Raw genomic sequence first — 13,548 nt, 5'->3', positions numbered from 1 at the left:
TAAAATTAAAATCCTACGCTTAAACCAATATTATACGATGTGAGCGTTGGGTAAACGGCTCCTATTTCCTCAGGATCCATAATCTCAATATTATCTACAGAGAATAAGTTCATGCCTCTGAAGAATACTTTTGCTCTTTTCAACTTCACTTTTTCGACCAATGTCTGTGGTAAGTGATAGTATACTTCTAAAGTACGCAACTTAAGATAGGAAGCATCGCGCTGCCAAACGGTACTGGCACGGTAGTTATTCTCATTCTTCTCAGGTGTTAAACGTGGTAATGTGGCTGTTGAAGCTGTTGCCGGTGTCCAACGGTCATTTGAGAATTCAGAGATGTTGTTGTTATTATACAATGGCCAGAATATACTTGGTGTATTGAGCATAACAGAAACATTGCTGGCTCCCTGGAAAATGGCACTAAAACCAGCACCTTTATATTCTGCACCCAATGTTAAGGCATAATTCACTTCAGGTAACCAGTTCTTACCAATGGCTACAACATCAAACTCGTCAATTCTGTTGTCACCATTTTGATCGACATACTTCACATCACCCGGTCTTAATACCTGTGTAAAGGTATATTCAACGCCGTTATAGATATTGTCAACCTCATTTACTTCTCCTTCATTAAAGAAACCAGCATCCTGCAAACCAAACACTTGATCAACTGAATGACCTGTTCTGCTCAGATAATCCCATTCACGGAACACTTCATTCTGTTCAATAATTTCGTTCTGTGCCATTGAGTATTGCGCACCAATGCTATAACTAAAGTCTCCAATCTGATCCTGCCATAAGGCAGCTACCTCAAACCCTTTGTTTTCGACGATACCGTCTGACACCATTGTGGCCGGCACACCGATTACATTGGATGTTGAACTGGCTTCAGATACCAGAATCTGACTCCTCTCTTCATAGAAAACATCTGCATTCAGACGCAAACCTCCGAAGAGTCGGGCATCTAAACCAATGTTAACCTGTGTACTTTTTTCTGGTAACACATTAGGGTTGGCACGGCGACTCTCCTGTAATCCTCCTAGTTGATTATTGTTATCACCATACCAGTATTTTCCTCCACCGCTAAACTTCTGACGGTGCAAGTGCTGCTCATTCTGCTCCAAACCAACCAAACCGGCCGAAGCTCTTAACTTTAATAGGTTGATCGCATCAACACCACTTAAGAAGCTTTCTTCTGATACTACCCAACCTAATGAAACAGCCGGATAAAACTGAAAACGGTTTTCCTGAGATAAAATATTATTACCGCTATATGAAGCTGTCACACCTGCCAGGTACTTTTTATTGTATGCATAATTCACCTGGGCTGCATAGTTCACACGGTGGAATGTATTATTCTGCCCAAAAGTTGTTTCCGTATCTGCATGAAATAAACCCAGTGCATTTACTTTATGTTTACCCCATTGTTTGTCGTAGTTTAACTTTACAATTCCGTTGGCATGACGCGCCTGACCACCAACACTTGTGTTAAAATTTAAGGCTGTATTTTCACCACCACTGGTTGATGTAAAATCGTATAACTCCTCATTTACTTCATCGATTTTTGCCGTTTTATAAACATAGGCATAGTCCTTTGATTTGTTGTCCCAGTATGATACATTATTATCAAAAGATACGGATGCTGAAATTGACAACCCTTCAGTTAATGCACTTAAATCCTGTTCAAGCGTAATATCACCATAAAAAGTGCGCTCGTGAGAGATAGCATAACCAGTTTCATTCACATCTGCTATAGGATTATATGGATAAGTTGGAGAGCCACCAAATACACCATTTGAATACTGAATTGGATAGGCATTAGCAGGTGTCCCATACAAACGTCCGAATAATTTTTCGGAAGTTGCTTTACCTGGGCGATTTGTTCCCGAAATACGTCCGGCCAGGTTGATCTTCAGCAAGGTACTTTTGGTTAACTCAATATCAAGGTTCGTTCTTAAATTAGCACGACGATAATTTAATTGTGTTGAAAAGCTGTTTTCATTTCGATCTTGCTTTAACAGCCCATTACCATCCATGTAATTCAAGCTAACGAAATAGCGTGTACGGCCTTTACCACCCTGGAAGGTTGAGTTAAAGTCATGCACAAATCCTGTATTCTGCAGTACTTCCTCCATCCAATTGACATTAGGAAAATACTCCGGATAGGTACCATTCTTATAGGCATCCAATTCTTCAGCAGAGTACAGATAGTCCTGTCCATCCAATGCAAGAGCTTCATTCATTGCGCTGGCATAACCATAAGCATCCAGCATTTTGGGCATACGGAAGGCTTTATTGGTGCTGTACTCATAAGAGAAATCCACCTTCATGCCTTCATCTTTACCGCGCTTAGTGGTCACCAGGATAACACCATTGGCACCTCTTTGTCCATAAATGGCAGTTGCACTTGCATCTTTTAATATAGTTACGTTTTCAATCTCAGCAACAGTTAGAGTTGCCAGATTACGTTCAAAGCCGTCAACCAATACCAATGGGGCTGATGTGTTATCTAAATTGGCCTGACCGCGAATAAACATACTTGCACCCTGGCCCCACCAGTCTCCCCCATTTTGCATAACGGTTAGTCCGGGAATTTGACCATACAAAGCATTCGTAGGATTAATAGCAAAATACTTTGATAAATTCTCCGCGGTAGCTACGCCAGTGGCTGCTGTTGTTTCATTAGCAGCCTGCGTCATGCCATATCCAAGGTTCACAAGCGTTGAATCTGACTCTTGCGCTGATAGTTGCCCAATGGTCAGCAAGCTGGTGCAGGATACGAAAAGAGCTTTTATTATATTTTTTATATTCATATTCTAACTTTTTTCTGTTTTACATTCTTCCCATTGGTTACCAACCTGGATTCTGAACTAAGCCATATCCTTTTTGAATTTCATTCATCGGGAAAGGTAGCAAGTACCATTTTGGCTCGAAGAATGTCCACCAAAGTCGGCTGTTAACATTAATTTCAGGATATGAATAACTAAATGTGCCATCGGCATTCTTAGTAATCCATACATTATGCAATGTCTGGTTAAATGCACTTTCTAATTTATGACGGGTCATATCAAACCAACGTACCTGTTCAAAACCGAATTCACAAGCTCGTTCTGTCAATATCTGTTGAACCAATTCATCGGGTCCCCATGCTTTTATGTCTTCAATATTTTTTAAACCTACACGGTTACGTACTTTATTAATATAGGTATAAGCTTCCCCCATATTACCTAGATGAGCCATTGCTTCTGCGTATGACAAATAAATTTCGGGTAAGCGAATGTATGGAAAATGATGATCCTTTATTGGATAGAAGTTTCCTGCCCAACCTGGGATGAATTTACGAATAACAGTACTTCCTGAGCCATTAGTACGACGTGGTCCTGCAACGTGCTTCGCCCATCCGCCCTGGTTGTTTTTCCAGTTCTGAACTTTTTCTCCACCCCAGTCATCATTTAAACACTGCATGGTTTCATATAAACGAGGGTCACGGTTAAACGTGCGGTTTTCACTTCCCAATGGATCGACTGCTTCGTCCCAACCAGACGTAGGATCGCTAATAGGTGTACCATCAGCCATTGGGAACATACGCATAAATTCATTGGTACAGGTACCTCCGCCATAATTTAACATGGAGTCATACATTCCACCTCCCCAACGTGCTTGACTTTCGTAGCCATCACGAATGCTTATCAGCACCTCGGTACTGCGGCGTGATGCGCCGGTACTGAAGTTACCCGCAAAATAATAGCCTCGGCGATAAGCATCACGATATCCCCAAACGTCATTGGTCTCGGGCATCTCCAATGCATAACCACCTTCTATTTCAATTTTATCAATCAGAGCTTTAGCAGCATCAGCAGCTCTCTGCCAGCGACTGTCGTCGTAGTTGCCATACCACCAGTATAGCTCCTCCTCAGAATTAGCACCAGGCATATATGGTTCTGAACTGTTAAACAGCGGACTAGCAGCAAATAATAATAAACGTGTTTTTAGTGCCATCGCACCGGCCTGAGTGAAACGACCCGCCAATGAACTCATATCCGCCTCACTAAATTGCCATGGTAAATTTGGTATCGCCTTATCCAATAAGCTCACAATTGAATCCACAGTCGCCTCTACAGTCATTCGTGGATTTGTAAAATCGTCATCGGGCGTATATACCTTGCCAACCATTGGAACTCCACCGTAGTTGCGGAATAGCTCCGTCATATTATAGGCGATAATTACTCGCGCTTCTGCTTTTAGTTGCTCACGATAACCTTCTGACATATCGGGCACTTTGTGAACATGATCTAAAAAAATATGACAATTACGTATCGCCTTAAACGTCGTAATCCCCTTGTCTGGTCTATCACCATATGGTAAAATACACATTGGTGCTAACCAGGCATCCGGATGACCTGAAGTTACATGTGAGTTGGCTGAGTTTAAGCCACCTGCATAATAAGTAGTCATTGCCGTACCCCATGATTTAAAGGTATGTGATAAATCAGTAATGTCTTCCTGAAGATCCTGTCCGATAGCATGGCTTCGGCCATTTTTTAAGATCCCTGATCGTAATGAACGGTAGGAATTAAATAATACCCGTTCAGCATACTCTGTTGACGAGAAAATGGTGTCAATGGTCACATCCTGTCCATCAGGCTTCTCTAACGCACCCGGGCCAATATCTTCGCACGATACTGATAAGATGCTAATTACAACCGCCAGAAAAGCGAATTTTAAGTATGTTATATGTTTCATCATCGCTGCTCTTTTAGAAATTAAACTTAACACCCATGTTATACATCTTAACCATTGGGTACAGACCATTTGATCCCGGATTTGACTCAGGATCATAGATATCAAAATCACTAAATGTCAAGAGGTTAAATCCATTTGCATATACTCTAACATCACGCAGTCCAGCGCGTTTAAAAAAGTTTGCTTTAATAGTATAACCTAGCTCTACACTCTTCAATCGAATAAAAGAAGCATCCTGGTAATATAAATCGGATACCTGGTAATTATTATCCTTGCTTGCCAATGATAAACGCGGATACTCAATGTGCGCGCCCGCATCAGCTTTTTCCTGTGTCCATCTGCCATCATACAAGTGATCGTATAAAGCTCGGTTTTGTCCTGCAAATGGTTGACGCAAAACATTTGGTAATAAACGATAGGTATTGGCCACACCCGACCACGTCATCGAGAAATCAAAATTCTTCCAGTTAAATCCGGTATTCAGACCAAAGTTATACTCTGGCACATTAGGCGAGTATCCGATTGCTTTCTGATCTAAATCATCGATCTTTCCATCGCCATTTAAATCCTTATACTTCACATCACCTGGAAAACGATAGCCTTGATTTGGATAATTTGGATCCATATCTGTATTCACCTCCTCAGTAAAGAAGCCATCACTGATGTATGCAAAAGGCTGTCCCTCAGGCTTACCTGTTCTTTCCAGGTATGCATATGGCTGAGGCACCTCGTCCATATAAATAATCTTGTTACGTGCGAATGAAAGGTTGGCATTAATGTAATATCTAAAACCTCCGGCATTGTCGTCCCAACCTAATTCAACTTCATATCCTTTATTTTCACGCTCTTTGAGGTTCACTGCAGGTAATACGGCAGCTACATAGTTTGGTACTGTTTGACGTGTTACCAACATGTCTTCTCTTTTCTCATGGAATAAATCAACACTGGCACTTAAACGTGCGTTCAAAAACTTGGCATCAAAACCAATATTCCTCTGTGTAATTGTTTCCCATGTAATATTTGGATTACCGATACGAAGCTCAAGAGCACCCTGATCGATATAATCTGATTCATAACCAAAGCTATAACCTGCAGCGTCATAATTCCAGGCATCAGGCTGATACAGGAAGCGACCACCACCTATCTGGTCATTACCCACCTGACCATAGGATGCTCGTAATTTCAGATAATCAAACACACCTATATTTTCCATAAAGCTTTCTTCCGTTATAATGTAACCCAATGATACTGCAGGGAAGTAGTCGAAACGTTTGCCTTCAGGAAAGTTTTCGGAACCGTTATAACCAAGGTTAAAGTCTACCAGGTATTTGGTCTTATAGTTATATGTCATACGTGCCACCAAACCTAACGTTCTGTTTGGTATATCGGTGAATTGAGATGGATAATAAACCGTACGCTGATTATATAATAATAAACCGCTAACATCGTGATTACCAAATTTGCGATTGTAGTTTAATCCACCTTCCACATACCAGTTACGTGCTTTGGTTGGATCCGGCTCTTTATAGCCCAGAGAACCTTCATCATTGATCTTTCTGAACACAATATTATCAGGATCCATGGGATCTTTAATCGCTTCGTATCTGTCTGGTGACGAGCTACGCGTTTTTGAATGTGTATACGTTGTATTGTACGAACCTTTCACACGCAATTTCAAGCCACGTGTCACGAAGTCTAACTTTTGAATAACATCCAGGTCCATATTTAGCACAGCCCTTGTCTGATTTTCGTTACCAAGACCATAAAAGGCATTCAATGGATCTTTCATTTCAATAGATACATTGTCAGCAGAAGTGGTGACCCACTTTCCGTCAACAATACCTGAACCCGACATTGGTTGCGCCCAACTGGCCTCTTTCCAGATTCCCTGTTCTGCATCTTTAGCTCTTGGCTGATTGCGCACTTCTGTACGACCACCCAAACTCAATTTTAGCAAGGTTGATTTTGTGACATCAATGTCCAGGTTAGTGCGATAGTTGTATCGATCGAAGGTAAAGTTCTCATCAAATCGGGGGTCCAGGTTTTTCAATAAACCATCCTGAGTTAAATAACCTAAAGCCACAAAATAGCGAACCCGGTCAGTTCCACCTCTCATGGTGAAGTTTGTTTTACTCTGAAATGCCTTGTCTCTAAATAAGTACTCATTCCAATCCATATCGGGATATAGTAGATTACCTCCATTTGCAAAAGCCTCAAGTGCCTCAGGACCAAACACAAAATTCTCCTCAGGTGTTCCATCATTAGCAGCTCGTTCGTTATGCGCCATGGCATAGGTATAGCTATTGGATTTCTCAGCTAACATGGTTGGTTGCTGAAAACCAATTGAGGAAGAAACAGAAATCTTCGCACGACCTTTTTCACCACGTTTTGTAGTAACAATTAAAACACCATTACCCCCACGAATACCATAAACGGCAGTTGCGGATGCATCTTTTAGTACTGATATACTTTCAATTTCTTCAGGATCTATCTGCGAAAACGGTCTTTCAACTCCATCCACAATCGTTAGAATATTACGGTTGCCTCGAATAGCCAGTGCTGCCTCATCAGCCCCTGGCTGACCAGTATTCTGAACCGCTGAGATACCAGAAATTTTACCAGCCAGCGCATTCGTCACGTTAGCTGTTGGCGATTTTAGTAGCTCCTCACTGTTGATTGTTGATACGGACCCTGTTACTGTTACTTTCTTTTTCTCTCCAAAACCAATAACTACAACCTCGTCCAAACCTATATCCTCACTGACCAGTTGAACATTAATTGTGGTTTCACTCCCAACCTGAACCTGCTGGGTTGTAAATCCAATAAAGCTAATGCTTAATGTTTGTCCCGTTTCAACCCGCAGGTTGTACACTCCGTTAAAGTCTGTAATTGTACCAGTTGTTGTTCCTTCGATTACAACCGTGGCCCCGACTATGGGATCACCCTTATCATCGGTCACAACACCTGTTACATTTTGCTGAGCAGAAGCCGATATGGCTATTGACAGCAAGGTGCAGACAAAAATGAATGTTTTAAAGAATCTTTTCATACACTTTGAATTAATATTACTATTTACTCTCTCTTCGTTATTTTGTTCTCCCTTTCTGAGAAAAATTACACTCAAAACTACCTCTACAACACATATTACATTAACACATTTTCACATTTACATTGACAATAATTAAGACATGTCCATTATTTGTTAATATTTGTTGGTTTTGCGTCAAAAAACAACTTCAAGCACTGCTTTTCAATCTATTAGAAAATTTCAAACCCTGTGATACAATGCTAATTTTATATATAAAATTGTCGATATACTATCAAGAAAACTGATGTTTTAGCATGAGTTTTTAACAGTTATTTACATTTCAAATATAGGGGGAGGCCAATACTATAATTCTTCATTAATTATCCAATACTGACCACATATTGCCACATTAACTATCAGGGACAAATCTGGAAGAATACTCACTTTTAAATTTAATTGATCGGATTGTATTACTATCAGGTGTATACTTAAAAACCACTTCATTTTTCAAATCACGCAATAAGCAAGTTTATGGGCACTAACAATATATTTGATTAACTATTATTCATATCCCTTAAACCGCAGATAGTCAAAATAAAAAAGTGAAACCATTAAGAGGTATACTTTCTGTTTATTACCTTCTTAAGAATTCACTTTTTCAATTGTTGAAGTTGTAGACCTTTATTCTATTTCAATTGCACCTATATCTGGCAGTCCATTAATTTTATTACCAAGAATATCTTTTTCAACTTTTAATCCTACGAATAAACCCTCTTTATCATCAGGTATACTAACAATCTGAATTCCTTTATCCTTTATTAAAAGCACATGCTTAGGAACAAAATCTTCAGCTGTATTACCATTAACGTTGGTGAACTTAGGATTACCTATTATTGGTGCCTCATCCTGAATTAATGCATCTACAGGCCAGTTATCCGCTTTTAAAAAAAGGTTGTTCTTAAATATGATGTTTTTAACCAGCGACTCTCCAGTGGTTGCCGGTTTATACTGATCGCCCAATACCAGTTTACTCTCTCCTTCGATGTAAAAGATATTATTGGCCAATAAAGCACCTTGCGCAGTTCGCGTTACGGCCATTTTTGCCACAATATCATTTTTCACGTATATGGTATTATTATAAAAATACGAGTTAAATGGGCCATTATGTTCTTTTCCCTTACCATTGAAACCACTCAGCCAAAATATTTTACCTTCCTGAAAAGCACCGTTTACTTTTTTAACCCGGTGTCCATCATTAATACTAATATTATAACGGTAGGCACAATTATAATTATTTCCCAAAATTTCACAGAAACCACCAGCGTTTCCTTCACTCACATTATATTGAACGATAACATTATCACAGTTAAAATCAATGTGACAACCTGCAGAATCAGCAGGACCGTTAGCGAATCGAAATGAGTTGTGCTCAATCAATACGCGTGAACATCCCCAGGTCCACAAACCGCTACCTCTGCCCCATTTTCGTGTATCGGTTGTGCTACCAGAATAAGTGATGGTATTGCCTTTGACGTGTCCATCTAATATACCACTCATCTGCATACCAGGTCCTCCGGTATGTTTAACCGTATTATCATACAACTTTAAACCCTTTATGCTGTGCTTTCCTCCTGTGGCTTTAATTCCGGTATGCCCAACATTCTCAACATGACAATTTTCTACCATCATATCTTTTAAAAGCGCTCCTTTGGTACGAATAATCAACCGTATGCCCCAACCATAAGCCTGCGTTCCGTTGGCCGAATTGGTTTCTTTCTTGCTGCGAACCACACTTTTAGCGGCGTAGAATATATCTGTTACATTTAACCGTGATAATCTGATATTTTCGTATTCTGCAGCATTATCACAAGTAATCAGTACGCCACAGCGCATATCGTCCTTTGTAGATGTTCCCTCAGGTACTCCACCTGCATCAGCAGTTATGTGCAGATGACTCACATGTATATGGCTACAGTTCATCAATAACAGTCCGTTAGGATAACCTTTTGCATCAATAATTGGTAAGTGCTTCAGGTCATTTTTACTGAGTGAATAATTGGACACGATAATTGGGTGACTTTTGCTACCGCTAACATCCTTTAGTTCCAGGCTTCCAGAAAAGACCTGCCCATTGGCCAACAATAGATTATCACCCGCTTTTAAAGGCAATGCACTGGCACGGTTTAGGCTTTTAAAGGCTGCATCTTTTGATAATCCATTATTGGAATCACTTCCATTATTGGCGTCAACATAATACGTATTGGCCCAAAGAGGTAAGCTTATTAATAAAGCTATGAGAACTATGCTTAGTTTTTTAATCATCCTTTTCTATTTATACCATTAAAAATAACGGTTAAGTACTTATTATCTAATGCTATTTCTTCTTCGTTTTCCACTTTTCTTTATCGACGCCATATACACTCCATGGAGAAATAAACTCCTGAATGGTTTCAGCATCCCGCTTAGGCAATCTGGCAGCCAATTCTTCTTTTACCTTCTTATGCTTAACATCGTTGGCCAGGTTGTGCCATTCGTTAGCATCTGACTTGTGATGATATAACTCCTCGGTCCCATCAAAGTAGCGAATATAACGCCAGTCTTTGGTGCGTACCGCATAGTTACCTCTTCCCCATGAGGTGATGGTTGGTTTAACTAATTGTTCATCCGTATTCTTTAACACAGGCACAAGGCTTTCTCCATCAACATATCCTGGTGCTTCAATACCTGACAATTCAGCCAGGGTGCGATAAATATTGATAAGTGAAACGGCCTCTGAATAGTTTTGACCTCCCTGATGAGCCTTTTCACGACCATCATAAATAATAAAAGGCACACGAGTTGCTTCTTCCCAAAGTGTAAACTTTTTAAAGCTCATCTTCTCGCCCAAATGAAAACCATGGTCAGACCAAAGCACCACAATGGTGTTATCAGCATATGGACTTGCTTCTAATGCATCCAATACACGACCTATGTTATAATCGGCCCATGAGATACAGGCCAGATAGGCCCGGCGCACATCTTCCCATGCTTTATCATTTTTAAAACGCTTATCGTCACCCGCTCTTCTGAAACTATTGCCTTCAGCCGGGATATCTAATAAATCATCTTCTAAAATGGCTGGTGCCTCAATCTTTTCTGGCAATGCATTGAAGAATCGCTCAGGACAATCAAAAGGTAAATGAGGTTTTACAATTCCAACAGCCAGAAAAAATGGCTTATCATGTTCGCTTTGTAGAATATCAACTCCGTAGGATGCCACCTGGTAATCAACATGTTCATCATCAGCATTCACTGTTGGCCGAAAGGAATTCTTTTTACTATTCCCAACCTGATAGCCGGCTCCTGCTTTAAATTCTTTGTTGGAATATTTCAATTCAAAGTAGCCTGTCCACTCGCGCGGATCATCTTTCAAGCCATGATGTATTTTACCGGCACCATAGGTATTGTATCCATGCTCCTTTAAAAGACGAGGCAATGTTATGTAGCGATCCATCAACTGCTCATGAATATCATGCTCATAAAAAGGATACAAGCCAGAATTAAAAGGTTCTACACCATAAAGTAATGCATTACGACTGGGTGAACAACCTGGTGCTGAACAATGGGCATTGGTGAAGTTCACACCTTTAGCGGCAAGTTTATCCATGTTAGGTGTTATGGCCTGAGGGTGTCCGCCAAGGAAGCCCGTCCAGTCATTCATATCATCAATGGCGATGAAAAGAATATTGGGTGCTTTTTCGGCCGATTTCTTTTTATTAGATGCAGTAACACATGCTGATGAAGTGATTAGCAGCAGTAGCGATATTGTTATTATTAGCTTCATAACTACAGTTGAATAGTTTTTCATAAATGACTAAGGCAGTTATATTCTTAAAATAACCACCTACCCACGTCGTGGTATTTCTCCTTCAAAATAAAAAGAATGTTGCAAAACCTTCCCCTTATGAACCTTAGTCTGAGTGGTATAATATATTATTATTCAATAACTATTGAATAATGGTCCCTTCATTTAATAATGGCTCATCAAAGTCCTCCATTTGCTTGTATAATTCATTCTTCAATCGCTCCCCAATCTCCTTATATTCGGGCTGTTCATAAAAATTAACTAACTCATCCGGGTCTTTTTTCAAATCGAATAACCAAGGCTCATCTGTTGGTGATAATACTAACTTATAACGATTATTGACTGCTGCCACCCAGCGACCAAAAGCATTAGTGATATAAACAATGCGATCATCTGTCAGAACCTTGGCTTTGTTGGTAAAATCTGTGGACAAATCCTCACCATGAAAATTATAGGCAGAATGATCCACATTCATTAAACCAAGAATTGTTGGTGTAAAATCTGCCATTGTGAATGCTTTTTGAATTTGCTTTCCAGCTATCACCTGGTCTGGATATTTAAGTAAGAATGGTACACGAGCCGACATCTCATATGGTAAGCCTTTATTATGCTTACCGTGCTCGCCCATCAGGTCGCCATGATCGGATGTAAAAACAACGATGGTATTTTCACTCAATCCTTCCATTTCCAAAAAATTGAGTATGCGTCCTACATTGTCATCAATGCATTTTACCATGCCAAAGTAATCAGCCATTTGGTCTTGCTTTAATGACAATGCCCGATTCTTTTTCCCTTGTAAATTCAACCACTTCGGCGACATTTCCGGATCAGGATGCATGGTTCGTGGATCTTCGAAGTGCATATGATCAAACATAGTGTCATAGGGTGCTCTTACCTGATTAGGTCCATGCGGATCTGGGATGGATAGCATCAAAGCAAAGGGTTGATCCATATCTCGTTTGATAATTTCCAAGGAGCGATCAATAAGGAAATCAGTTGTGAAAGACTCTTCAGTAACCTTTTCTACATCGAAAGCCACTCCCTTTTTTGTAATAGCCTGGTCTACGCGTAATCCTTTTTCATCTTCTGCCAATGCCTTCCAGTGTCCCCGGTTAAACATGTAACGATTATCAGCAAAACCAAACTGACGCTTTGGGGCAAAACCAGGTTTATCTTCACCATCGAGGTGCCACTTACCAACATATGATGTAGCATAGCCATTATCCTTCAGAATTTGAGCGAAAGAAATCAGGTTATCATGTAAAGGCAGATCATTTTGGTGTGAACCAGTCGCAATCGGATATAGTCCACTTATCATTGAAGCCCGGGATGGCGTGCAAACCGGTGATGTAGCGTACCAGTTTTCGCATAATACACCCTCACTGGCAATTTTATCCAAGTTTGGTGTTTCAACAATGGTCTTTTGGCCCCACATCAAAGCTTGTTCATCACTCATGGTTTCGCGGTAACAACCTAATGTACGCAGGTTATGCTCATCGGTGTGGATGATTACCAGATTTGGTCGTCGCTTATTATTACTCTTGGCATACACTTGACAGGTACATGCCACTACTAAGGTGAATATTAATACTAAATTCTTCATTTGTATCGATAATTAATTGTTCGAAGATACACTCGTCTTATCACGTAGCTGACCACATATCGAACGATTATTAACAGATTTTTATTTTTCTACTCATCAACGATTACGAATGAGTGCTAAACTGCCATATCCATTCTATTTCAAATAAAAAGTCTGATCAATTGATTTGATCAGACTTTTTATTAAACTAATTGTCGCTTACTTCAACTCTAACTTCTGCGTCTTAGAGTAGTTTTCACCACGTATAGCTTTAAAAGCATTTACCATCTCTGCTAGTTTATCCGGATGTGATTCTGCCACATTATGTTGTTGACTGATATCCTCATTCAGATT

6 protein-coding genes are annotated in these 13,548 nt (G+C 40.0%); all 6 read right to left on the bottom strand.

The genetic code is table 11. From position 1 onward, the window contains the following. Positions 1 to 5 precede the first annotated feature (5 nt). Positions 6 to 2,810, bottom strand: a complete 2,805-nt coding sequence (locus tag KDU71_RS11310; RefSeq protein ID WP_212190916.1) for a SusC/RagA family TonB-linked outer membrane protein — start codon at positions 2,808 to 2,810, stop codon at positions 6 to 8. 37 nt (positions 2,811 to 2,847) lie between these two features. Next, positions 2,848 to 4,743, bottom strand: a complete 1,896-nt coding sequence (locus KDU71_RS11305; protein ID WP_212190913.1) for a RagB/SusD family nutrient uptake outer membrane protein — start codon at positions 4,741 to 4,743, stop codon at positions 2,848 to 2,850. Positions 4,744 to 4,753: 10 nt separating this feature from the next. After that, on the bottom strand, positions 4,754 to 7,789 hold the full coding sequence (locus tag KDU71_RS11300; protein WP_212190911.1) for a SusC/RagA family TonB-linked outer membrane protein: 3,036 nt from the start codon (positions 7,787 to 7,789) through the stop codon (positions 4,754 to 4,756). A gap of 660 nt (positions 7,790 to 8,449) precedes the next feature. Then, positions 8,450 to 10,090: a right-handed parallel beta-helix repeat-containing protein gene (locus tag KDU71_RS11295; protein WP_212190910.1), complete on the bottom strand. Its 1,641-nt coding sequence runs from the start codon at positions 10,088 to 10,090 to the stop codon at positions 8,450 to 8,452. Positions 10,091 to 10,142: 52 nt separating this feature from the next. Further along, on the bottom strand, positions 10,143 to 11,591 hold the full coding sequence (locus KDU71_RS11290) for a sulfatase (protein ID WP_212190909.1): 1,449 nt from the start codon (positions 11,589 to 11,591) through the stop codon (positions 10,143 to 10,145). A 163-nt stretch (positions 11,592 to 11,754) separates the two neighbouring features. After that, on the bottom strand, positions 11,755 to 13,215 hold the full coding sequence (locus KDU71_RS11285) for a sulfatase family protein (RefSeq protein WP_212190908.1): 1,461 nt from the start codon (positions 13,213 to 13,215) through the stop codon (positions 11,755 to 11,757). Positions 13,216 to 13,548: the final 333 nt, after the last annotated feature.

This window comes from Carboxylicivirga sediminis (assembly GCF_018156225.1).
In the GTDB taxonomy this organism is placed as follows: Bacteria; Bacteroidota; Bacteroidia; order Bacteroidales; family Marinilabiliaceae; genus Carboxylicivirga; species Carboxylicivirga sediminis.
The sequence above is the reverse complement of the archived record's forward strand: the minus strand, read 5'-3'. Positions and strand labels throughout refer to the sequence as shown.